This window comes from Rhodococcus sp. T9N, assembly GCF_024436645.1.
GTDB lineage: Bacteria > Actinomycetota > Actinomycetes > Mycobacteriales > Mycobacteriaceae > Rhodococcus_F > Rhodococcus_F qingshengii.
This window is the reverse complement of record NZ_JAMSKS010000014.1, coordinates 1-23,526: the sequence shown is the minus strand read 5'-3', so window position 1 is coordinate 23,526 and position 23,526 is coordinate 1. Positions and strand designations below refer to the sequence as shown.

The 23,526-nt window shown below is 61.4% G+C and carries 22 protein-coding genes; 13 read left to right on the top strand and 9 right to left on the bottom strand.

The features are described 5' to 3' along the window. Positions 1-88: 88 nt before the first annotated feature. The 4 genes from M1L53_RS21580 to M1L53_RS21565 are packed head-to-tail and all read left to right on the top strand — an operon-like array spanning position 89 to position 4,947. On the top strand, positions 89-901 hold the full coding sequence (locus tag M1L53_RS21580; RefSeq protein WP_054188698.1) for a hypothetical protein: 813 nt from the start codon (positions 89-91) through the stop codon (positions 899-901). Beyond that, positions 898-2,325 (top strand): CocE/NonD family hydrolase, encoded by a 1,428-nt coding sequence (locus tag M1L53_RS21575; RefSeq protein WP_054188699.1) that lies wholly within the window; start codon positions 898-900, stop codon positions 2,323-2,325. The genes M1L53_RS21580 and M1L53_RS21575 overlap by 4 nt, the downstream gene beginning before the upstream one ends. Continuing rightward, the gene (locus M1L53_RS21570) at positions 2,318-3,658 is read left to right on the top strand and encodes a YcaO-like family protein (protein WP_054188700.1); all 1,341 of its coding nucleotides are present in this window, start codon (positions 2,318-2,320) and stop codon (positions 3,656-3,658) included. The genes M1L53_RS21575 and M1L53_RS21570 overlap by 8 nt, the downstream gene beginning before the upstream one ends. Next, complete coding sequence (locus tag M1L53_RS21565; protein WP_054188701.1) at positions 3,655-4,947, top strand: YcaO-like family protein; 1,293 nt, start codon at positions 3,655-3,657, stop codon at positions 4,945-4,947. The genes M1L53_RS21570 and M1L53_RS21565 overlap by 4 nt, the downstream gene beginning before the upstream one ends. Here the strand turns inward: M1L53_RS21565 and M1L53_RS21560 are convergent. After that, a complete protein-coding gene (locus M1L53_RS21560) occupies positions 4,894-5,865 on the bottom strand; it encodes a hypothetical protein (protein ID WP_037130941.1) in 972 nt (323 codons plus the stop codon). The genes M1L53_RS21565 and M1L53_RS21560 overlap by 54 nt on opposite strands. Positions 5,866-5,916: 51 nt before the next feature. Between M1L53_RS21560 and M1L53_RS21555 the strand changes: the two genes are divergently transcribed. Beyond that, entirely contained in the window at positions 5,917-6,543 is a 627-nt protein-coding gene (locus M1L53_RS21555) for a TetR/AcrR family transcriptional regulator (RefSeq protein ID WP_003943606.1), read from the top strand. Between the two features lie 6 nt (positions 6,544-6,549). On the opposite strand, the gene M1L53_RS21550 is transcribed toward M1L53_RS21555, so the two are convergent. The 3 genes from M1L53_RS21550 to M1L53_RS21540 form a co-directional block, all read right to left on the bottom strand. Continuing rightward, positions 6,550-6,990, bottom strand: a complete 441-nt coding sequence (locus tag M1L53_RS21550; RefSeq protein WP_003943598.1) for a PAS domain S-box protein — start codon at positions 6,988-6,990, stop codon at positions 6,550-6,552. Positions 6,991-7,101: 111 nt separating this feature from the next. After that, positions 7,102-7,842 carry an ABC transporter ATP-binding protein gene (locus M1L53_RS21545; RefSeq protein ID WP_003943539.1) on the bottom strand — a complete coding sequence of 247 codons (741 nt, stop codon included), beginning with the start codon at positions 7,840-7,842 and terminating at the stop codon, positions 7,102-7,104. Further along, positions 7,839-8,885 carry an ABC transporter permease gene (locus M1L53_RS21540; RefSeq protein ID WP_042920776.1) on the bottom strand — a complete coding sequence of 349 codons (1,047 nt, stop codon included), beginning with the start codon at positions 8,883-8,885 and terminating at the stop codon, positions 7,839-7,841. The genes M1L53_RS21545 and M1L53_RS21540 overlap by 4 nt, the downstream gene beginning before the upstream one ends. A gap of 114 nt (positions 8,886-8,999) precedes the next feature. Here M1L53_RS21540 and M1L53_RS21535 point away from each other — a divergent pair, with 114 nt between their 5' ends. The 4 genes from M1L53_RS21535 to M1L53_RS21520 all read left to right on the top strand — a co-directional run bounded on the left by M1L53_RS21535 (position 9,000) and on the right by M1L53_RS21520 (position 13,107). Beyond that, positions 9,000-10,202, top strand: coding sequence for a sensor histidine kinase (locus tag M1L53_RS21535; protein ID WP_054188702.1), 1,203 nt, complete (start codon positions 9,000-9,002; stop codon positions 10,200-10,202). Then, positions 10,199-10,816, top strand: coding sequence for a response regulator transcription factor (locus tag M1L53_RS21530; RefSeq protein ID WP_003943536.1), 618 nt, complete (start codon positions 10,199-10,201; stop codon positions 10,814-10,816). The genes M1L53_RS21535 and M1L53_RS21530 overlap by 4 nt, the downstream gene beginning before the upstream one ends. Positions 10,817-10,908: 92 nt before the next feature. After that, a complete protein-coding gene (locus tag M1L53_RS21525; protein WP_054188703.1) occupies positions 10,909-12,147 on the top strand; it encodes an HNH endonuclease signature motif containing protein in 1,239 nt (412 codons plus the stop codon). Positions 12,148-12,291: 144 nt separating this feature from the next. Further along, positions 12,292-13,107, top strand: coding sequence for a siderophore-interacting protein (locus M1L53_RS21520; protein WP_047272699.1), 816 nt, complete (start codon positions 12,292-12,294; stop codon positions 13,105-13,107). Between the two features lie 9 nt (positions 13,108-13,116). Here M1L53_RS21520 and M1L53_RS21515 read toward each other — a convergent pair whose 3' ends face one another. Further along, on the bottom strand, positions 13,117-13,521 hold the full coding sequence (locus M1L53_RS21515) for a hypothetical protein (protein ID WP_231915904.1): 405 nt from the start codon (positions 13,519-13,521) through the stop codon (positions 13,117-13,119). A 115-nt stretch (positions 13,522-13,636) separates the two neighbouring features. On the opposite strand from M1L53_RS21515, the gene M1L53_RS21510 reads away from it, so the two are divergent. Then, the gene (locus M1L53_RS21510) at positions 13,637-14,617 is read left to right on the top strand and encodes a proline dehydrogenase family protein (protein WP_054188704.1); all 981 of its coding nucleotides are present in this window, start codon (positions 13,637-13,639) and stop codon (positions 14,615-14,617) included. On the opposite strand, the gene M1L53_RS21505 is transcribed toward M1L53_RS21510, so the two are convergent. The 4 genes from M1L53_RS21505 to M1L53_RS21490 form a co-directional block, all read right to left on the bottom strand. Next, positions 14,574-15,083 (bottom strand): VOC family protein, encoded by a 510-nt coding sequence (locus tag M1L53_RS21505; protein ID WP_037130945.1) that lies wholly within the window; start codon positions 15,081-15,083, stop codon positions 14,574-14,576. The two genes, M1L53_RS21510 and M1L53_RS21505, sit on opposite strands and share 44 nt — an antisense overlap. A gap of 51 nt (positions 15,084-15,134) precedes the next feature. Further along, a complete protein-coding gene (lpdA, locus tag M1L53_RS21500; protein WP_054188705.1) occupies positions 15,135-16,535 on the bottom strand; it encodes a dihydrolipoyl dehydrogenase in 1,401 nt (466 codons plus the stop codon). Between the two features lie 32 nt (positions 16,536-16,567). Then, on the bottom strand, positions 16,568-17,827 hold the full coding sequence (locus M1L53_RS21495) for a dihydrolipoamide acetyltransferase family protein (protein ID WP_261949268.1): 1,260 nt from the start codon (positions 17,825-17,827) through the stop codon (positions 16,568-16,570). An 80-nt stretch (positions 17,828-17,907) separates the two neighbouring features. Next, positions 17,908-20,088, bottom strand: coding sequence for a thiamine pyrophosphate-dependent enzyme (locus M1L53_RS21490; protein ID WP_003943588.1), 2,181 nt, complete (start codon positions 20,086-20,088; stop codon positions 17,908-17,910). A gap of 441 nt (positions 20,089-20,529) precedes the next feature. On the opposite strand from M1L53_RS21490, the gene M1L53_RS21485 reads away from it, so the two are divergent. Genes M1L53_RS21485 through M1L53_RS21475 form a run of 3 tightly spaced genes read left to right on the top strand, consistent with a single transcriptional unit; the run spans position 20,530 to position 23,418 of the window. Further along, on the top strand, positions 20,530-21,243 hold the full coding sequence (locus M1L53_RS21485; RefSeq protein WP_003943535.1) for a GntR family transcriptional regulator: 714 nt from the start codon (positions 20,530-20,532) through the stop codon (positions 21,241-21,243). A gap of 15 nt (positions 21,244-21,258) precedes the next feature. Next, complete coding sequence (locus M1L53_RS21480) at positions 21,259-21,996, top strand: SDR family NAD(P)-dependent oxidoreductase (RefSeq protein WP_003943612.1); 738 nt, start codon at positions 21,259-21,261, stop codon at positions 21,994-21,996. A gap of 60 nt (positions 21,997-22,056) precedes the next feature. After that, positions 22,057-23,418, top strand: coding sequence for an MFS transporter (locus M1L53_RS21475; RefSeq protein ID WP_007735867.1), 1,362 nt, complete (start codon positions 22,057-22,059; stop codon positions 23,416-23,418). The last annotated feature ends 108 nt before the right edge of the window (positions 23,419-23,526 follow it).

The following is a 23,526-nucleotide window of genomic DNA, read 5'->3' as shown; positions in this document are numbered from 1 at the left end:
CCCTGATCCAGACTGTTTCGACAGTCTGATCTGCCGATGACCCCGCCCGCATCCGACTCGTCGGGTGCGGGCACCGACAAGGAGATCCGTGTACGCCCTCGCCGACGGACACCAGCTGTATCCGACCCCGGACGGCACTTGGCATTACCTGACACCGGACGAGAACGCGGTCACGATCGGCGCGCCGGCCGAAGACCTCGCGGAACTCGACAACTTTCTCAGGCGCTCTGGTTCGGTGCTCGGCCCGGGAGCTATCGAGATCGCCGACGCCCTCGTCTCTCGCGGCGTGCTGGTTGTTCCGGGTCAAGCGCCGGAGATTCCGCGCCCACAGCGTGTGCTGATGGACGGGATCGGGCCCGTTGCCGATGCTTGCATCGCCCTGCTCTCCAAGGCTCTTCCGCATCTCGAGGTCGTATCCACTACTGCGCCAATCGAAGACGACGTTGCGTCGTCGGACCTCGTACTGTCGGTTGCCGACGCTCCTCCTCACGACGCGTGGTCGGAACTCGATACCTGGTGCCGCCACAGCCGAACTCCGTGGCAACGCGTCCACGCGGAGCTGGGTGAGATCTGCATCGGTCCCTTCTTCGACGGCATCGACAGCGCGAGCTACCGGGACGTCTGCGGTCGGCGGCTAGCCGCGTCACGTGTACCTGATCACCTGCTGGCTCTGTGGAACCACCTCGCCGACAGCGAACGTCGTCCGCTTGGACTTTCACCCACCGCAGCCGCAATGGTCAGTGCACTTGCATGTTCGGACGTCGTGGCTAGTTCTTACGGCGCACCGCCATCACACCTTCACCACCAGATCCGGATGAATCCACGAACCCTCATGATGACTCGCCATCCCGTGCTACCTCTGCCGGGCGGCGTTCTCGAGCCTTCGCCGACGCTCCGGTGATCTCACTCGGAGTGAAGATCCCGGCGGCAGACGGCTCTTCGCTGGCTACGGATGTGCTTCTCCCAGATTCTTCACCTCGGGGACTGATCGTGATCCGCACCCCGTACGGACGCGGGTGGCATCTGGCCGAGGGGCTCGAATGGCGATCGCGAGGAATTGCATTCATCTGTCAGGACGTACGTGGACGGCACGATTCCACCGGATCTTGGGAACCCTACGTCCACGAGCGCGAGGACGGTGCCGCCCTTGCCGAGTGGCTGCAGGATCAGCCGTGGACACCGGAGTGCGTCATCGCGAGCGGGGCTTCGTATGCGGCAGGAACTGCGTGGGCGTTTGCTGCCGAGACCAACAGCGCCGATCGGGCATTTCGTGCTCGCGGCGTCGTCTCCAAAGTGCCGACCATCGGAAGCGACCGCGTCAAACGTGATCCCTCGGGGATACTTCTCCTCGCCGAGCATCTGGCGTGGTGGGGCGAGCACGGAGATTCGTCTTCCTCTCGTGAGGGTTTCATCCCTGCCCTGATGCGCTCGGATTCGTCTTTGCTGGAACATCTCCCGGTGCAGTCGATGATCGAGGAGGTTGGCCTGACCTCCGATTCACCGGGCTGGTTGACGCCGATCCGTCGCGCTCGTGAGCGCGAAGACTTCGGTGGCGATGATCTGGTGTCCGCGGACGAACTCTCCGAACTCGACGTCGCCGGGCTGCACATCGGCGGTTGGGACGATGCGATGGTTCGGGAGACACTGCGGCACTTCGCATCCGTGTGGCGGGGGCCGCAAAGTTTGATCGTGGGTCCCTGGGCGCACGACCTCCGCCCGGGAAGGGTCGGCGAGACAAGTTTCGGCCGCCTTCAGGTCGAGTGGATGGAATCGATATTCTCGGCGCGGCCCGTGACCATCAATCGGGTATTCGACCGGGGTGCCGGCGAATGGTCGACCGAACCGTATGTCACGGGTGCGAACCGGATTCGTCTCGAACCAGATCGGAAGGACGCAGCCCACAGCTTCCTGTATGAAGCCTCAGGGGACCGAAACAACTGTGTTGTATGGACTTTCGATATCAAGCACGACTCCGTACTCTCCGGAACACCCTCGGTGGAGCTGAAAGTACATTCACCCCAGGGCGAAGCCGATTGGATCGCCGAACTGAGCGTCGTCGATCCCACTGGAGTCACGAGATCGATCGCTCGTGGCGCGGGTGTCAGCCTGCAGCCGACGATGGTGACAATCGATCTGGATCCCGTGTTGCACACTGTGCGCGCGGGTGATGTCTTGACGCTGCGGATCGCCGGCTCGGACTTCCCACGGCTCGCACGCAATCTCGGAGACGGTGATCGCTATCGAGGAACACGCAGTACCGCACTGCACCAATCATTTTCCGGGTCGTTGACCCTGCCGATGCTCGGAGGAACTGCCGGTGGATGAATTGCTGGTCGACGCCCGAAGCGGCGTGCTGACCTCACTGGAACCACACATTCGCTCGGACATGCCGACGGGCTGGGTCGGTTGGGCCGCGAGGGTGGCCGACACCAGAAACTTCGGCGGCAGCGGTTCACTGTTTCGCGCGGACCCTTACGGATTCGGGGCTTCGATACGCAACGACGCAGCGGCCCGCGGGGCGGCAACCGGTGAGGCTGTCGAAAGATATTGCGGCAACGTGGTCCCCGAAGATCTGATCCGCAGCAGTGCGTCAGCGCTGGAACTGGCAGGCTCACGGGTCGTCGATCCGGCGAAATTTGCGTTGTACAGCGAGGATCAGTACCGCCTGCCCGGATTCCCCTTTGTTCCCTTCACCTCTGATCTGAACATTCGCTGGGTACTCGGTCACACCATGGACGAAAAAGTGCCCACCTATGTGCCAGCCACCCTGACCTATCTCGGGTACCACACCGGCACCCGTCGCGGCGAACCACCGATCGCGTCGTTGCAGTACGCCGGAATCGCCGCGGGACGCTCACGCGCCGAGGCCGAGATGTCAGCTCTGCTGGAACTTCTCGAACGCGATGCCACCGCGCTGTGGTGGTGCGGGGACCGGTCACAGCCGGCAATCGAACTCGCCGACTGGGAGCGGTTACCTGTGCACCGCCAACTCGGGGATCTGGAGAGCGACACTCGGAGCGTTCGAGTGCTTCTGCTTCCCTCCCCCTTCGGCATTCCCGTCGCCGCAGTGTGGATCCGGGATGACCGACGTGGATTGGTCGCGCTGGGCACAGCTTGTCGACCAACGGTGGAGGCGGCAGTCTCGAAGGCGCTTGTCGAGGCGTACGCCGTACTTGCCATCACGATCGACCTCGCCGACCCCGACGGGCCGACCTGGCGCAGCGTGGCGGACGGAACGCTGCCGGCGCACCTGTACAAACCCTTTCGGGCCGACCGTCGTTACCGAGACGAATTCGATGCGCAGTGGAAGGACGTCGTCGATCTGCCGACCGTCGCCCAGCTGTATCTCGATCCCGTGATGGCTGGGGCAGCGGAAGAGCATCTCTTCGACTACACCGAAACACGCTCGGTATCAGAGATTCCCGACGAGGCGCCGCTGAATCTGACTTCTCTGATTGCTCTCCTGACGTCCCGAGGACACCAGCCGCTTTCCGTCGATCTCACCACTCGCGACATCTCGATTGCCGGGTTGCACGTCGTCCGCGTCCTGTCTCCCGGCCTCTACAACAATGCGCCGGCAGCTTTTCCCCTTCTTGGAGGTAGCAGATTGACCAGCGCATCCACCACCCATCTGCATCTGCCGGTCCCCCTCGCATGAGAACTTTGCTCGTCGACCGCCGAACTGGGATCATTCGAGAGCTGGTCGACGCCGTTGTTCCCCTGCACTTTCCGCCCGAGTTCAAGCTGATTCACTCGTATGTCTGCGATTCGGCGCGCTTTTCGCCCTGGTCCAGCGACTCGGCGGGCGCCGGATATTGCTTCGATCTGGGCAACCGTGCGCGGCCTACCGCAGCTGCGATAGGCGAAGCGGTGGAACGATATTGCGGCAACATCGTCGCCAAACCGATCGTCCGCGGGTCCGCCGAAGCGTTGATCGGAGCAAGCATCGAGCTGTCACAACTCGCGCGTTTCGACGCTGCCCAGTACGCGCGGCCACAGTTCCCGTTCGTCGAACCAACCGACGATCTGGAGATGGACTGGACTCGCGGAGCCGACCTGATCACGGGTTCGGATGTCTGGATACCGGCCGAACTCGTCTGGGGTTCGTATCCTCATTTCGTCGCCCGGACGGGTCCGGCGATCTCTCCAGTAGCTCAGGCGGGTCTCGCCGCCGGTCCCACGACGGAATTCGCGATACGGAATGCACTGCGCGAGATAGTCGAGCGCGACGCGATGACGTTGTCCTGGACCGGAAGACGCGGCGTTCGGATCGTCACCGGCATTCCTGAGGTGCTTCGTCGACTGGGGAATCACGGCACCCTCTCGACCAGGTGGTTGTCATTCGACAGCGATTTCGGGATCCCGGTGCTCGGCGCCCTCGTCCACGACGCACTCACCGGATACTCGACCATCGGTACCGCCTGCCACGAAGAAGCGCAGACGGCTGCGTTCAAGTCACTCGGCGAAGCGCTTCAGCTGCAGCTGCTTTCCGCCGACTACGACAACCCGGAGAGCGGCATCGGTCGAGCCGCGGCCTCCCCGACCAGTCCGCTTGCGCCTTGGCGAGCTGACCGAAGCTATGCAGGCGCCTACCGATCGGATTTTGCCGACGTGATGGACTACGGATGCCACCTGCAACTTCACCTGGACCCGAAGATCCAAGCACGATTCGAGAGTGAGCTGGTCGGTGCCGTCGTCGGCGAGGTGGGACTCGACTCTCTGACATCAGCCGCCGGCACCGAAAGCGCTCTGACGGCAGCCGGTTTCCGGCCGGCATGGGTCGATCTCACCACAACTGATGTTCTCCACGCCGGCCTGCACGTCGTCCGCGTCGTCGTACCCGGTTGTCTCACCAATGCGGCCGCCGGATTGCCGTTTCTCGGCTCGCCCCGACTAGTGGACAGTCTTGCCGGACGATCGGCTCGCACCATCCCATTGCCGCACTGACAGTTCGGGAACCGCCGCTTGCAACGACTCGGTGGTTTCCACCGCGTGGAACCACGTCGGCTTCGAGATCGCGGCATCCCGAATCACCTGCACGGCGCGCGCGGCGATAGCTGCCGTCGCGACCGACTGGCTACGCCCCGAAACCCACAGCGCCGGGCCGGTATCCGCTCGGGCCATCGCTACCCAACGATCCGAGCCCCACAGCTTCTTCGGCACGACCTTCTGTAGCGCGGGTGCCCACGTCATGGCCGCAAGTCCGAGCGTCGCGGTGGACGTGTCCAATCGCAGGTACGTCCTGACCGGAACACCGAGGTCTCGTGTCAACGCATGCTGGTCCGAAAAGTCGGCCCGCACAGCAGGACCGGTGCGGTAGCCGGTCGCATCGGCCGGTATTCGAAACGTCTTCATCCCGGTGTAGTTGCGGACCGATCGTCCGTCGGGATCAGGAAACCTCGTGCCCAACATCCCGTACGTCCACGCCGTTGCGGCCGGCCCGTGTAGTTCTCCACCGCCGAGGCCGATCAGGATGTCCACGGGTCCGTCGCCGAGTCGATGCGCCTCGGTTGCAAGGACACTGGTCAATCCCGGCGCCAACCCGACGCCCATGAGAACGGGTCCGTCGACCGCTTCCAATTCTTCGCAGTAGCTCGAGGTCGCCGTGATGTCGACGAATGCCGCCCCACCGCGTACCGCTTCGTCGGCCAGGCGAACATCCTCGAAACCCGACGCATTCACCACGACATCGAAGTCTCGAACCACAGTCGAATACGCGCCTGGTTCTTTAAGATCAACGACGACGTCCGCGCGGGCAGGGTCACGGCCGGCGGAGTACGCGGAGATTTCGGGGACCTTCGCGAGTTGTTTCATCAGGGGAATCCCGACGGCACCGTAGCCACCGAGTACAAGAACCTTCGTCATTACTTCGCCTCCCGAGTCGCTAGAGTTCGACTCTAGAGTTAGACTCTAATCATGACTGAGGTTCTTCGGGAAGACACGTCGGCGCGGCGCAAGATCATCGAGGCAGCGCGTGAGGTTTTTGTCGATCCCGGCTACGCGGCCGCCACGATCAAGCAGCTTGCCGCGGCGGCGGGCGTGTCGGTGCAGAGTGTCTATTTTGTGTTCGGCAACAAGCCGAGCGTGCTGTCAGCACTGCTCGACGTGGCCGTTGCGGGCGACGAGGAAAAGACGGCAACTCTCGACCGTCCGTGGGTGGCGGCAGCACTCGGCGCCCCACATCCACTCGGGCAACTCCGGATTCAGGTTCACCACGGACGGCTCATTCTGGAGCGCACCGCAGACATCCTGTTGGCGCTGCGGGCTGCCGCTTCCGCCGACGAGGACGCCGCCCGCCTGTGGCAAATCAACCGCACTCAGCGACGCACGGTGCAGGAACATCTGATGGTCGGCATCGTCGAAAAAGCGCCAACCGTCGACCTCGAAACAGCCGTGAACGTCGCACTCACGCTGCTCAGTCCCGAGACCTATACAGACCTCGTGGTCGGCGCGGGTTGGACCGGCCAACAGTACGAAGAATGGGTGGTCAACACCCTTGCCGCCACCCTCGGCCTGGACCGAACCGTCAAATCCCGGAAGTAGCTGGGATTACTTGGTGGGCTTGTCGTCGATGTGCCGTGGGTTGTTCCACAGGCGCTCCGTCAGATCGTGGAGGACGGCAAGGGTGATCGTGTCGTCGTCCCGTCGGAGCAGAGACTGACTGACCGTCGCGCGCACCAACGTGGAGTCGGAGTGCACGAACTCCTTGACCGAGCCCGGCTCGGAACTCAGTTCACGATGAGCCTGCTCTGCACTGACGTCGTCGGCATCCTTGTCGTAGAGGATGTCCTGCAAACGCAACGCCGAGACGGCCTTCTTGGGATATCCCAGCATGTCAGCGAAAGACGGGTTGGCAAAAACGATGCTGCCATCGCGGTGAACGGCCATGACCGGCACCGGAAGCCTGTCGAGGAGAATCAGGGCAGGCATCTGCTCCAGATCCGCAATCGGCGATTGTGGCGGCTGCGCAACGTTGCGGCGGCGTTCCATAACACGTCCTCTCAAGTTGCCCGAGTCGACAACAGTCTAACTGCCCAGCAAATCGCGGGTTGACTTCCCGCCCGGATGCAGTGACGAATGCCCGAATCGTGCCCGCCTGAGTCACGCCGCGAGCGCCTCCTGATCCTCCGCCAAGGAACCGTCAACAACACGATAGACAGTATCCATCCGAGACAGGTGACTTCGGTCGTGTGTCACGAGAAGGGTTGCCGCCTCGCGTTCCCGCACCACCCCGATGATCAGATCCATGACAGCGGCACCGCGCTCCTGATCGAGCGCACTCGTGGGCTCGTCGACCACGAGAAGCTGCGGATCGTTCATCAATGCTCGCGCGAGATTGACGCGCTGTCGCTGCCCTCCCGACAGCTGGGACGGCCGTTTTCCGCTCTGATCCGCGAGCCCGACAGCGTCCAGCAAATCCATCGCTTTTGATTTCACGGCCTTGCGACGGGCCCGTGACGTGAACACGGACTGCCCCAGATGCGCCATCACCTCGAGCTGCTCCAGTGCAGTCAGCGAAGACACGAGGTTCGACTGTTGGAAGACGATGCCGATCGACGAGCGTCGCAGCTCCGACGCCGCCCGCCGACTCAGCGCAGCGATGTCGGTGCTGCCTTCCGGCGTCCGGAGATAGACGTGCCCGGAATCCGGACGGATCAGCGTCGACGCCACCGCCAACAGGCTGGACTTGCCCGAACCCGAAGGCCCGGTGATCGCGGCGATCTCGCCGCGGTGCAGTCGCAGAGACACGTCGTCCAGCGCCGTCACCCGCGATTGCCCATCGGGAAACGTCAGATCGACGTTCTGGATGTCGAGAACTGTGGTGCCGGTTGTCATGGTCATCGTGCGCTCCCCAATGCTGTGAGTGGATCGGTGGTCGAGAGGAATCGAAGTGCAAAGGCCGCGCCGAGCAGACCGAGCCCGATCAATGCCACGGCAGGTACGACGGTGGTGGATGCGTCCAGGACAAACGGCATGGCGTCACCGATCAGCGATCCGGCCACGGCCGTCAGCCCGATTCCGACGGTGACACCGGCAATCAGAACGATGAGCGCCTGACCCAGTGCGTCGCGCACCAGCGAACCGGTAGTCGCACCGAGCGCTTTCAGCGTCGCGATGTCCGGAGTTCGCTGGATCGTCCACACCGTGAAGAACGCACCGATCACCAGGGCTGAGATCGCGAACAACATGAGCGTCATCAACGTCAACGACCCGTTCTCCGACTTGTACGAACCGATCGCGTCGAGCGAACCGCTGACCGTCGTCGACGTCGTCGCAGCCGCCTTGTCCGTTGCGGAAGCGTCAGAGGCTCCGGTGACAGCCAGTACTGTCGCAACTCCGCCGCGTGGATTGGCCGCCTGCCAGTCGTCGAGCGTCATCCAGACGACGGGCGAATGGCTGTACCAGTCGTCACCGCGAACGGCGCTGACGGTGAACTGCTTCGTACCGACGCTCACCTGATCGCCGGCGCCCGCCCCCAGTTCGCGGGCGGCACCTTCGCTCAACACCACAGTGCCTGACGCCGACGGCGTCACGTCACCGAAACCGCCATCAGCGCCGAACAGGGCCACCGACTTCTGATTTCCGTCGGCCAATCCCGCTTTCCCGCGACCGATTCCGATGGGATCGACGTCCTTCGACGTGGAGGTCCAAGCGTTGACCTGGTCCTGCGTGAGCGCCGACTCGTCGAACGACGCCCCGGCTCCGGTGTCGGCGAACACCACCGTGTCGGCATTCATGGCCTCGATGGCCGACACGTTCTGATGGCGAAGTCCTGCAGTCAACCCGCTGAGAAAACTGACCAGAAGTGCAACCAACAGAACCACGACGGAGATCAGCGCGAAACGACCTCGCGCTGCCCGTAAGTCCCTCATTGCGACAAACACTGTGAATTCCTTTCCTGTGCTTGCCTCTACGCTCTCGCGGATGCAGACTCTTTCCATCGCACCTCGGATCGACATTCCAGCGCTCGAAAGAACCATCCCGGTTTACAACTTTTGATGGATGAACCAGGCCCGAACCTCGCTAAGCTGGGCGAGATGCACCGATCGCCGCTCACGCCTGTCTTCGCCGGCCTACAACTGGGCCTGCATGTCCTTGTCATGGCGCTGGCCGGTGTGGTGTTTCTTCGAGCGCTGATCGACGAATCCGACCTGACCGCAACAATCATCGCGTTGGCCGTGATCTTCGTTGCCGTCTATCTTTTCGGGGTCGCCAAAAGGCTGCGCGGCAACGCTGCCCGCTGGTGGCTGGCCGTGCTGACCCTCGTCTGGATCGCGACGATGGCGGTATCCGCCGACGCCGCCTACCTCGCGTTCGGACTCTTCTTCCTCTATCTCCATATTCTGCGACGCCCCTGGAGTCTTCTCGCCGTCACCGCGGCAACGGCTGTCGCCGTGATCGGCACCGGATTGCATCGCGGGTGGACGGTGGCCGGCGCCGTCGGCCCGATCATCGGCGCCGCCGTAGCCGTTGCTATCGGTCTCGGATATCAAGCTCTGTACCGCGAGGCAGCCGAGCGCGGTCGTCTCATCGACGAGTTGATGAATACTCGTGAAGAATTGGCGTCGACGTCTCGCGATGCCGGAAAATTCGCGGAACGTGAAAGACTCGCCGCCGAGATTCACGACACCGTGGCCCAGGGACTTTCGAGCATCCAGATGCTCCTTCACGCTGCCGAACGCGCCGATCCGGACAGCCCGGCCATCCGTCAGATCAGCCTCGCACGGGAAACTGCCGCGGACAGTCTTGCCGAAACCCGCCAACTCATAGCCGAATTGACGCCCGCGGCCTTGGACGGTCAGTCGCTCGCCGACGCGCTTCGTCGAATCTGCGAACGCGCGAGCAGTCCTGAACTGGAAGCGCGCTCCGTGGTCGAAGGCGAGGCAGTGCGGCTGCCGATGCCCCTCGAAGCAACATTGGTACGCATCGCTCAGGGCGCGGTGTCCAATGTTCTCCGCCATGCCGATGCAACCAGAATGGCTGTGACACTGACCTATTCCGATGACACCGTCAGCCTCGACGTGGTCGACAACGGTCACGGTTTCGACGTGGCAGTTCTCGAACGTGGCCCGGCGGAATCTTTCGGCCTCAATGCAATTCGCCGACGCGTCGAACTGCAGGGCGGGACTTTCTCCATCGAGTCCGAGCCGGGACACACGGCCGTCGCAGTGACGTTTCCTCTCGAAGTCGGCGAACCGTGATCCGCCTGCTGCTCGCCGACGATCACGCGATCGTGCGCGCCGGGTTACGAGCGCTGCTCGAAAGCGAAGCCGACATCGAGGTAGTCGGCGAAGCGGGCACCGCCGAGGAAGCCATAGCCTTCTGCGCCACCACGCCGGTCGACCTCGTGCTCATGGACCTGCGATTCGGCCCCGGGAAGACGGGCGTCGACGCCACCCGCGCGGTGTGCGCGCTGCCGAATCCGCCGCACGTACTCGTCGTGACCAACTACGACACGGATGCAGACATCTTGAGCGCTGTCGAGGCCGGGGCCAGCGGGTACTTACTCAAGGACACACCACCGGTCGAGTTGCTGTCAGCCGTCCGTGCCGCTGCGAGCGGGGACAGCGTTCTCTCCCCCGCCATCGCGTCGAAGCTCATGACTCGGGTACGCAAACCCGAAACCAGCCTCAGCCCAAGGGAAATCGAAGTTCTGAAGTTGGTGGCGGCGGGTCGCTCCAACCGAGAGATCGGCAAAGAACTGTTCCTGAGTGAGACCACGGTCAAATCGCATCTGGTTCACATCTTCGGCAAGTTGGGAGTGAAGTCGCGGACGTCGGCGGTAGCTCGTGCGCGGGAGCTGGGTTCGATCTGACATTTGCCCGAATTGTCGAAAGTAGCTGGACAGCAGCAATTTTCGCTCGCAATTCTATTGTGTTCGAAACTTTGTTCGATTAGACTTTGGGCATGGACAGTCGGGAAGCGTGGCAGCTGGATGGTGAGGGCCTCAAGAGTGAGGTTCTCGATCTGGTGCGTGTCCGGCACGAGTTGCAGTCGCGGTTGGTGTTGCTGATCGTGGAGATGTTTTCCCGGGAGGTTCTCGGTGGGAAGGGTTTTCGGGCGATCGCGCAGTGGTTGCACGGGTCGACGAATTTGGAGATCGGTGAGTGCAGTCTGCTGGTCGGGTTGGCGCGGTTGCTGATGCTCGAACCTGTTGTCGGCGATGCGTTTCACCGCGGTGACGTGGATGCGTTGAAAGCCCGTCAGGTTGCGTCGTTCTGTCAGCATCCGCCGAAGAACATGACGCCGGCGGATGTGGACAAGGCCCGCGGGATTCTGCTTGGCCTGGCGTCGAAGAACATTGCTGATTGTGATGCGGTGCGGGCGGCGATCCGCCGGATCGAGAAGCAGTACGGCAAGCGCGAGGACGGTGTTCCGGTCGGTGAGGATTCCGAACGTAACGAGTTCTACGCGTCGAAAGGCCTGTACGGGCGCGTGTCGGTGAAGGGTGATCTGGATGCTGTGAACGGGGCCCGTCTGATCACGTTGTTGTCGAGTCTGTCGGCTCCGACACCGGAGAAAGACGGCGTCAAGGACACCCGCACGCCGGCGCTACGGCGGGCGGACGGGTTTTGCGAACTACTGCGGCGGTACGAGCGGGCGGGGTTGGGTCCGATCGAAGGCGGGGTGAAACCGCACATCACGGTCACCGCGTCCGCGAAAGACATGACCGACCTCAAAGCCTTGAAGGACCTCTTGCCGTCGACTCAGGAACTGGGGTTTGCGTGGACGGATTGGGTGGGCCCGATCAGTATCGACACCGCACGGATGTTGGCGTGCGACTGCACCGTGACGCGGATCTTGTTGGATGAGAATGGTGTTCCGCTCGACTGCGGCAAAGAAGCGAGAACGGCGACGGTGCCGCAGCGGCGAGCGTTGGCGGTTCGTGATGGCGGGTGTGCGTTTCCCGGGTGCGGAACTCCGTCGGGGTGGTGCGATGCCCACCATATTGTTCACTGGAACGATGGCGGCCCAACGGATCTCGACAATCTGATCTTGTTGTGCGGTCATCACCACCGGACGCTGCACCACACGGAATGGCGGGTGGAGATCGGCCCGGATCGGAAATCGGTGTTCTATCCACCGATGTCGGTTGATCCGTATCAACAGCCGATCGGCGGGAACAGCCCACCGACAGCGGCGTGAACCGACATAACTGAAAAGGCCAGCGTGTGCACCGGGGAAGAATCATGCCCCGGGGCATACGCTGGCGTTTTCAGCTGCGCTCGATGTCCGTCTTGCGACAGCATCTGTCTCCACTTCGACACGCCGGACCCATAGGGTCGAGGCATGTCTTTCTGCGAACCCGCCCGCGTTGTCACCGTCACGTCCCTGACCCCGCACATGCGGCGAATCAGCATCGAGGCAGAAGGCGACTGGCACTGGCCGACCGGCGGACAAGGCGACGAGCGCATCGACCTCGCGTTCCCGAAACCCGGTGAAACAGAAGCAGAATACGACTACTTCAACAATCCCGACTACGGCAAGGCCGATCTCGGAACCGAGCCACCGTGGCGGCACTACACCGTGCGCAAGGTGCACGACGGCGGCCGACGTCTGGACATCGACTTCGTCGTGCACCCTGGCGGTATTGCAGCGGATTGGGCCCTGCGGGCCGAACCAGGTCACCTACTAGGCGTCTTCTGGTCGGACAGTTCGCGGTCCCACTACCAAGCACCGGCGGGTCCTCGCTGGCAGCTGCTGGTCGCAGACGCCACGGGTCTCCCCGGACTGGGCAGGATTGTCGAAGAACTTCGAAAGGGCGATGTCGCACAGGCGATCATCGAGGTCGAAACCGAAGAGGATCGACAGGAATTTGTCACTCGCGGCGACGTCACGTACACGTGGCTCGTGGGGAGTGGCCTCGGAAAGGCGCCGAGCGCACTGTTCGAGGCTGTGGAGAAGGTCGAGTTTCCCGAATCCGAATCGGCCGACATCTACGCGTGGGTGGCGTGCGAAAGCGCAACAAGCCGTCGCATTCGTAAGCATCTGAGGGAAGTTCGAGGAATTGCTCGCGACAAGCACAATGTTGTCGGGTACTGGCGAGAGGGCGCCGACGGCCACGTTTCCGGCATGAACAGCGAGGAAGTCACCGTCGGCGCCTGAGCGCCGTGATCACTCTGCCGGCAGCGTGTCGGTAGATTCTGTGTGAGCCTGCTGCGCGTCAGCCGACTTTTCCGCCAGCATCTCGAACAGTGCTCGGCGTGCCTCGGCGAGAATTGCCTCGGCCTTGGCTACCTGCTCGGCGGTCCCACCTGCGGCTACCGCGACAGCGGCACCTCGGAGTAGGCCCATCGCGGGACGGAGCGCTGCGCCGGCTTCACCGAAGTGAGGCCGACCGTGTCCGCGCTGGTCAAGTCGACCGCGCCGGCCTTCGGGGCGTCCTTCTGCTCGGTCTTCGAAGCGACCCTCGGGTCGCTCGCCCTCGAATCCTCGACGGAAACCGTGTCCACGATGCGGGCCTCGGCGGCCATGCTCGCGACGTTCTTGCATTTCTGGGTTGTTGTGTGGGGCGTACATGTTGTCCTCCTGGACTGTCTGTGTTTGTTTGACGTATCGACGATATATCGACAATAGATCGAACGCAAGGGTGCGTAGAATAATTCCCGCAACCTCGTCCGGATACGCTGAAGCCGTGAACACGGATCTACAAGCCCAGGCCGCGGACGTCCTACGCCGCCTCGCACTCGACGAATCCCTGAAAGAACGCACCATGGCGGACGCTGCGACGGCAGCACTCGCACGGAAAGTCGCCGCTCGCTACATCGGCGGCGAAACCATCGACGACGCTTTCGACCGACTCCCCTCGATCTTCGCGCGAGGACATAAGGCGAGCATCGAATACACCGGGGAAAGCGTCCGGGATCCCGAACTCGCGAACGCCGAAACCGATGTGTTCGTGGAATTGGCGGAACTGATCGGAACGTCGGGCGTAGACAGCACCGTGTCGTTCGACCTCTCGCACATCGGCTTGGTGATCGATCCAGAGCAGTGCTTTCGCAATGTCGTGCGCCTGGCCGAGACCACGGAACGCGCAGGTGCCGAGCTGATCATCTCCGCCGAAGCCTCCGATCGCACCGACCTGGTTCTCGACATGCACGCGCGACTGGCCGAGCGCTTCACTCACGTGGGGATCACCGTTCAGGCCCGACTGCACCGCACGGCAAAGGATCTCGCCGCTCTGCTGAACCGACCCGGTCGCATCCGTCTCGTGAAGGGCGCCTTCCTCGAAGCCGAGTCCGTCGCCTACCCACGCGGTAGTGCCGAACTGCGCAGCGCGTATCTCGACTACGCAGCCCGAATCGTCGACTCGGGTCACCAGGTCTCCATCGCGACACATGACCGCGACATCCTCGAAGCACTACGCGCCGAACATGATTCGAAGCTCAGAGGCGAGCACGTCGAGTTCGAGATGCTGCTCGGCCTCGGCACCGAGCAACTGGACGCACTCCGAGGAGCGGGCTTCACCACACGCGAATACGTCATCTTCGGAACACAGTGGTGGCTGTACGTACTCAATCGCATCGCCGAAGAACCGGAGCGTGTCTACACCGCGCTGATCGACGCGGCTTCTACAGAACCTCGGATGGTCGTCGGATCGATGGAACCTCGATGAGCTCGACAATCGCGCCGACCGAATCCTGAGTGTCGTAGTACGCAAAACCTCCGTCCCCGTTCGCCCCATAGCCGTACCCCGACTGAATCAAATCGAGGTCGTGTTCCGCCATTTCGATCATCGCGTCCTTGATCGACGGGACGACAAAACCCAGATGGTGCAATCCGAAACCGTGACGCGAATGCCATTCGTGGTACGAGCTGGGGCCCTCGAGGAGTTCGATCAGCTCGATTTGGGGACCGACACCGACAAAAGCCAAGCGCATGCCGAACCGTCCTTCCTCACCTCGGTAGCTCAACTCCGGAACGTTGTCGGGCCCATACGTGTAGATCGACCAATCGTCTCGGCCGAGAATGCCGCTCCACAGTGCAACGGCCGATTCCAGATCAGGCACAATCATGGCGATCTGTGCCACCGGGTTTCCCCGCAGGGGCTCAGGGAGCGAGTCTGCCTTGACGCCTATCACTTGCCACTCCTCGTTCGGTTCGGTTATCGGACCAATTCAACATCAGTCCGTTCACAGATTGATCATGTGTCCGGCAAGCCCGTGGAAAGCCTCCTGCAGCGCCTCACTCAGTGTCGGGTGAGCGTGAACGTTGCGTACGAGGTCTTCAACTGTCAGTTCGAATTTCTGAGCGAGCGTCAACTCTGGCAACAACTCGGTCACTTCCGGTCCGATCAGATGTCCACCGAGCAACTCACCGTACGTATCGTCGCTGATCAGCTTCACGAACCCGACAGCGTCCCCTAGACCATGCGCCTTGCCGTTGGCACTGAACGGAAAGGTAGCCACCTTGACATCCCAGCCCATGGTGCCGGCCTTGTCCCTCGCTTGCTGCTCCGTCCATCCGAAGCTGGCAACTTGGGGTTGGCAGAAAGTTGCGCGGGGAATCATCGGGTAGTCGACAGGGACGGTGTCTACGCAGGCAATCGTCTCAGCCGCGACCACGCCCTGGGCCTCTGCGACGTGAGCGAGCATCAACTGTGCGGTGACGTCGCCGATTGCGAAGATTCCGGGCACTGAAGTACGCATGTACTCGTCGACCATCACGGCTCCTCGCTCGGTCAGTTCGACGCCTGTCGTCTCGAGGCCGTAGCCGTCGGTCCGCGGAACAAATCCGATCGCTTGGATCACCTTGTCCGTGAGCAGCGTTCGCGCCTCGCCACCCTGCCTCACTACTACCTTGACCTGTCCACCCGAATCGACGATCTCCTCCACCGAAGTGGAAACCAGAATCGTGATCCCGGATTTCTTGTATCGCTTCGACAGTTCGGCAGATACATCCGCATCTTCCAGCGGAAGGATCCGCTCTGCGTACTCGACCAGCGTGACGTCAACTCCGAAACTGTTCAGGACATAGGCGAATTCCACACCGATCGCTCCTGCACCGGCGATGACCACGCTCTTCGGCAGCTCGCGAGTGAGAATCTGCTCCTCATACGTGACTACATTGTCGCTGCGAGTCGTGCCTGGAAGTAGCCGTGGCTCTGCTCCACTGGCGATAATCACGTTGTCGAAAGTTATCGTCGCGGAATCGCCACCCGATACCTCGAGGGTATTCGGTCCACGAAATACGCCGCGACCGTTGTACTGCCGAATACCGTTCTTCTTCATCAGGTAATTGACGCCCTTGGTTCGGCCGTCCGCAACAGATCGACTGCGGTCGAACGCAACCCCGAAGTCAACCGAAGTGACACCTTCGATTCCGAACATCGAGGCTCCGTCGGTCACCAGGTGCGCAATCTCCGCGTGCCGTAGCAGTGCCTTCGACGGAATGCATCCGACGTTCAGACATACGCCACCCCAGTACTTTTCCTCGACCACAGCAGTGGAGAGCCCCAGGTGCGCGGCCCTGATGGCCGCAACGTAGCCACCGGGCCCAGCTCCGAGTACGACCACGTCGTAGTGTGAATTCATACCTGTGCCTCCCACTTTCTCGCGATGTCTGCTCAGCCGAAGATCTGGATCGGGTTCTCGAGAACTGTGGTGAAATGCTTCATCCACTTCGCGGCGATCGCCCCGTCGATCGGACGATGATCAACCGAGAGAATCACTCGCAGGACCGTCCCGACCTCCAGCCGTCCCGCCACGACAACGGGCTGCTCGGTCGCTGCTCCAATTGCAAGAATCGACGATTGAGGAGGGTTGATTATGGCCGAAAATTCCTCGACCCCGAACATCCCGAGGTTCGAGATCGTCGTCGACCCACCTTCGAGTTCGTCCTGCCGAATCTTCCCTGCACCTGCTCTCGCTACTAAATCTTTTGTAGCGCTGGCAATTTCGGAAATGGACATGGCGTCGACCCCGCGCAGAACGGGAGTAAGCAACCCGCGATCGGAATCTATCGCGATCGAAATATCCACCTCGGCAAAGGTTCTCACTGCGTCTTCGACCCAGATCGAGTTCATCTCCGGCACCAGCGTATGCGCCTTCGCCATCGCTTTGATCAACAGATCGTTGACCGACACCTTGGAAGCGCTGACTTCGTTGAGCTGCCTGCGCGCCTCCAGCAACGCATCGACCCGCGCAGAACCAGAGATGTAGAAATGGGGCTGTCTCTGCTTACTCGATGTCAGCCGAGCAGCAATTGCACGACGAAGTCTGGTGTGCGGTGTGTCCGTGAAGGCAGAGCCATGGCCTTTGACACCAGCGCCCTTCACACCAGCATCTTTCACTGCGACGGCCTGTGCCGAAGCGGTCTTTGCTGCTATTGCGGCATCGACATCGTTACGTACGACGCGTCCGTTCGGGCCCGATCCCACGATGTCACCGAGGTTCAGCCCTGCCGATTCCGCTAGGCGTCGCGCCAAGGGACTCGCGAAAATTCGCGGCGCCCCCTCATCGGCCACTTTCTCGCCCAGCACGGTCGGAGACGACGAACCGTCGGGTTCGCCTACAGCAGTGGATGTTTCAGGCTTGGCAGAGCGCCCATGGGCATCACGGACCCCGAACTCGGCCAGCAATGCCGCAATATCCTTCACGATTTCGCCCCGATCAGCGAGGACGGCGATCGGTGCACCGACCTCGACGGATGTCCCTGGTTCGACGAATGTGTGTACAAGTACACCCGCGGACTCGGCCTCGATCTCAACCGTCGCTTTGTCCGTTTCGAGAACGGCCAACGGTTCGTCGACATCGAATTCCGAATCGACAGCAAGCGGCCACTCGGAGAGGATTACGGTGGTAGCTCCGGCTGCCACCTCTGGCATGCGCAGTAATGTCGCCATGGCGGTTGATTGCTCCTAGAGAATTTCTGCCGATGAGGGTGAGTGGGTTCGGTTCGGTCGCTTCACGATCGAGTGATCCTCTTCAACGCTTCGACCACTTCATCCGTCTGTGCAATTGCCGCACGTTCGAGCACTTTGCTGATGCTCGGCGATGCCTCAGACCCCGTCACTCGCTGGATGGGCTGATCAAGCCAATCGAAGAATCGGCGCTGGATTTCATCACTGAGCCAGCCGCCGTACGACGTTCCGTATGCTCCTTGCTCAGCGATGACCACGTTGTTGGTCTTTCTGATGCTTTCGCCAATGGTGTCCCAGTCGATACTCGCTTGGTCGAGCCAACGGAGATCGATGACCTCGGCATCGACTGTCCCGATTTCATCCACTGCCTCGAGGCAATGCCCCACCATCGACAGGTAGGAAATGATCGTGAGATCGCTTCCGCGCCGACGCACTGCGGCCTTCCCGACCGGCAGGAAGTAGTCGTAGTCATCGGTCGGCGCCTGGCCGCTCGTGCCATATAGGTCTACGTGCTCGATGACCACCACCGGGTCGTTGCATTGCAAAGCGCTGTTCATCAAGCCGATGTAGTCGTACGGCGTGGACGGTGCGACGATGCGCCATCCCGGGGCAGTTGCAAACACGCCGGCAGGGTCCATGGAATGTTGCGAGCCGTAGCCGGTCCCCATAGCGACCTTGCTGCGCAATACGAAGGGCACGTTGCTGTCCCCTCCGAACATATGTCGCGCCTTGCCGATCTGATTGAAGATCTGGTCGGCTGCCACCCACATGAAATCGGCGTACATGAATTCGACGACTGGTTTGTACCGTCCGTCCAATGCGATTCCGCCACCGAGGCCTGCGAACGCATTCTCACTGATCGGAGTGCCGAGCACTCTGCCCGGGTATCGATCAGCCAATCCTTTTGTAGCGCCGTTCGTTCCGCCCTTCAAGCGATGGATGTCCTCACCCATCACGACGATGGAGCTGTCGGCGTCCATGCGACGGTCCATCACCTCCGCCACGACGTCGATGAACTTCCGATCGGCCATCTCGCCGCCGAACTCCTCTGGCTCGACGAATCGGACACCCTCGAACTCACTGAGATCACCACGTATCCCGACATCGACGAAGTTCACGTCCGGCCATTCCGATGTCTTGATTCTGACCTCGCCAGGCTTGCCCCCTGGCACTGTTTCCAGCAGCTCGCCACCGATCTCCTGCATTACTCGGGAGGCTTGCGCGACCGCCTCGGCTACGTCGGCTTCCGTCAGCAGCTTCCGACGGACCACTTGATCGGTGAGCAGGCGAAGCGGATCGCGCTTTTTCCAGGCCTTTTCTTCGTCCTTCGTGCGATAGCCGAAAGCGCTGCCCGGGAATGGGCCGTTCTGGTGAAAGAAGCGATAGACATCCGCTTCGATGATCGTGGGGCCCTTACCCGAACGCATGTGGGTGAGGGCCTCCTGCATCGCGAGGTGGACCGCAAGCGGGTCCATACCGTCAACCTTCCAACTAGGAATGTTGAACCCGAGCCCGCGTGCCGACAATCGCGGTTCACCGGTCGCTTCCGCGACATGCGTGGAGACCGCATATTGGTTGTTCTCGATGAAGAAGCAGATCGGAAGATCCCATGCTGCTGCCAGATTGAACGATTCGAGTACCGAACCGATGTTGACCGCGCCATCACCGAAGTAGGTAACTGCGACCGCATCGGTTCCAGCCTGACGGTGCGCCCAGGCGAAACCTGCAGCTTGCGGTACCCCGCCTCCGACGATCGCATTCGTACCCATCGCGCCGGCTTCTTTCCACTGCAGGTGCATGGACCCGCCACGACCACGGCAGTAGCCGCGCGACAGACCACAGATCTCTGCGAGGCTGCGGGTCAGTACGGTTCGGACCTCTGGCGAAAGTTCAGCGGTCGGATCCAAACCGTCGACAGCCACGTGGGCCAGCGCCTTGGCAAGGAACTGATGATGTCCGCGGTGGGAACCGTTGATGGAGTCAGCGGATGTGAGGCCGACGATCGACCCCACAGCCCCACCCTCTTGTCCGATGCTGGAGTGGGCTGGACCGTGAATCAGTCCCTTCCCCGCCAACTCCAGGACGTATTCCTCGAAGGATCGGATCAAGATTGTCTGAGCCAGCATCGTGGCGAGAAGCGACGGGGCGGCGGCATCCCAGTCCTTGTTCGATGTTGCCAGTTCCACCCATGGTGATGCTGCGGTGAGTTTCTTGTGCGTGGTCATAGTCAGTCTCCGGATCAGGCCTTTGGACGGCCAAGCTTTGGCAGCACGTCTGGACAGCGCGGAGGGACTCGCGCAAGGCGGTCCACTTTCCGTGTTGGGCCTCACATTGCCATCGAATGGATCCATTCGCAAACCTGCCCAAGTCTCGATCGACCACAAATGTGGCTTGTCCCACTTGACGAACAGGGCCAACACCCCGCAACATACGTGCTGAGACTTTTGTCCGGCATGAAAAATAGAGTGATTGGATCCAAAACGGTGAAGCATTCAGGCCAGATCGCAACCGCGGTCAACCATGCGAACAGGCACAATTGGATCCAATTCGCGACACGGATCATCCCGAGCACCGTCACGCATGTCCGCAGTGAACAATGAACTCCGGCACCCGCTCGATCCGTGGCCGAGCTGAACTGCGCCCGTCCCCCACCTCGAGGAGCACCGTTGTCCGAAGCCGATTCTGCGAACGGCCCCACCACGGTCGCGAGCCACCGCATCGCTGCCCATATCCGCGAAGACATACTTTCCGGACGCCTACTCCCTGGAGTTCGAATCCGCCAGGAAGAGATAGCCGAACGACTCGGCGCGAGTCGACTACCGGTGCGAGAAGCGCTGCGCATGCTCGAATCCGAAGGCCTGGTCGAATTGAAGGCGAACAGTGGCGCGTGGGTGTCCTCGATGGATATGCAGGAATGCGATTTCGTATATCGCATTCGCGAACGTATCGAGCCCATGGCGCTGGCGGAGAGCATCCCGCATCTGAACAGCAGTGTGCATGATCGACTCTGGAGTATCCAGGACGAGATCGAAGCCAACGAGGACGTAGACCGATTCCTGGTACTGGACCGGGAGTTGCATCTACTCACTTACAGCGGTTGCGAAATTCCTCAGTTGATAACTATGGTGACGCGGTTTTGGAATACGACTCAGCATTACCGTCGGGCATATGCCCGTCTGACGGGTCCCGATCGAACCTGGGTCATCAACTACGAACATCGCTTACTGATCGAAGCCATCGTGCGCAAAGACGAGATCGATGCCGAACGGTGCCTGACCGGCCACATACGAAGAACCAGAACCGAATTAACAAAGCACCCCGAACTTTTCGACAGCACCAATCCTGATTCTTCGCGGGGAGGTTCGTCGAAAGTGCGCTGATCAAAGGAAAGCGACTTGTACGACTTCACCGATCGCACCATTGCAATATCCGGAGCCGCAGGCGGAATCGCCAGGCAGGTATCCGAGCAGATGTACGCAGCAGGGGCGAATCTGGTACTCGGCGACCTGGATACACAAGCACTCTCCGCGATCAGAGCTTCCCTGGATCCAGACGGAAATCGTATAGCAACAACCGAACTCGATGCTGCTTCACCTGAAAGCAATGATCACTTCATTGCGGTTGCGCAAAGGCATTTCGGGGGGATCGACCACCTGATCGTCGCTGCGGGGATCTATCCCGAACAGTCGGTGGAGTTGATGACCGACCAGCAATGGCGGACGGTCATGTCCATCAACCTCGACGGGGCAATGTATTTGACACGCGCCGCCATTCCGGTGATGCGTGACGGCGGCTCGATCGTCAATCTGACGTCCATGGCAGGCCATCGCGGCAGTCGAAATCACGCTCACTACGCGGCGTCAAAAGGCGGACTACTCGCTTTCACTCGCAGTCTCGCTTGGGAACTGGGCGGATCGATCCGAGTCAATGCAGTATCGCCCGGCATCATCGAAACACCGATGACTGCAAATTTGGTCAACAGCCAAAACGACCACCTCATCCGTTCGACGCCGATGGGTCGATTCGGCCGCGCCGCCGAGGTTGCTTCCGTGGTCGGATTCTTGTGCAGTCCAGCCGCGAGTTTCGTGCACGGCGAAGTGATTCATGTGAACGGCGGACTCCATATGGGCTGAACGCCCATATCCAGCGAACTTGTTGAACGACAAACATACTGACATCTCGAGAAGGCTCACATGAACAGCTCTGCACCTCCTGAACAAACCCCCGAACTAGATCGCGCCCGTTCGCTCCGGGCAGCCGTATCCGGAAACATCCTCGAATGGTTCGATTGGACTCTGTACGCAATCTTCTCGACATACCTGGCGTCGAACTTCTTCGATGACAGCGATCCCACTTCTGCCCTGCTGTCGACACTGGCGGTGTTCGCAGTCGGATTCGTGGCGCGGCCGTTCGGTGGCCTTGTCTTCGGGCGCCTGGCGGACCGCAAGGGTCGAAAATTCACGATGGTGCTCACGATGTGCCTGATGGCCGTGGCAAGCCTGGCAATTGCATTGATCCCGAGCTACGAGAGCATTGGGGTGTGGGCGTCGTTCGCGCTCTTGATTGCACGACTGACGCAGGGCCTCGCCCATGGAGGGGAGGCCGGCGTGTCCTACACCTACGTCGGTGAGATCTCGCCTCGAGATCGCCGAGGGCTCTGGGGCAGTTCGGTATTCACCGCTGTCACCTTCGGAGTAATGCTGGCGACTCTCGTCGCAGCGTTGCTGACGGGGATCCTCGGAAAAGACGACATGAGCAGATACGGATGGCGAATTGCTTTCGCCATCGGGGCCGTACTCGGCTTGTACGCATTGTTCTTGCGTCGTGCGGCATCGGAATCGCCTCACTTCGAGGAGAATTCGGATTCTGCAGCTTCGGCACCTCCGATCGCACGAAAGGACATTGTCAAGATCGGCGTCCTGATCCTCATGTTGTCTGCTGGGCAGAACGCGGCCTACTACACTTGGGCCACCTTCGCGTCAGCGTACGCAATTTCAGCCAAGGGAATGGATCCCAACGGAGCCTTCATTGCAAGCTTGCTTGCCCAACTCGTTGTGCTGGCACTGCTTCCACTCTCGGGCCATCTCTCGGACAAGTACGGTCGGCGTACCATGGCGGCAGCCTTCGGCATTTCCGGCGCCGTGCTCGTACTACCGATCGCGGCTATCCTGACCGCCCAGCCGTGGACCTTGTTCGTGACGCAGGCGATGGGATTGGCGGTGTGGTGCTGCGCGTCCGCGATGTATCCGGCGCTCATGTCCGAACTCGTCCCGACCCGTGCACGTGCGATGGGAGTCGGCTTCGCCACCTCGCTGTCCGTTGCGATCTTCGGCGGTACGGCGCCATACCTGAACACCTGGTTGACCTCGCGAGATCTCGGATGGGTGTTCTCGGTATACGTAGGAGCGCTGTGCCTGCTCTCCCTCGTTGCCGCACTGATCATGAAGGAGACCAAGGGAATCGACCTCAGTACGGTCGGCATGCCTTTCCGCAATGCCGGCAAGAGCGAGAATCGGGTGTCGACTTCCGACATCGGCGAGCTGTCGAACCGATAGAGACAAAGAAGTGGGGGGGGGCGGGCATCGAGGGGAGCCCCCCCGGTGGTAGTGTTTGGCGAGGACCGACACCCAAGTTTGCGGCCCCGGGTGTTGTGCTTGAGGGGG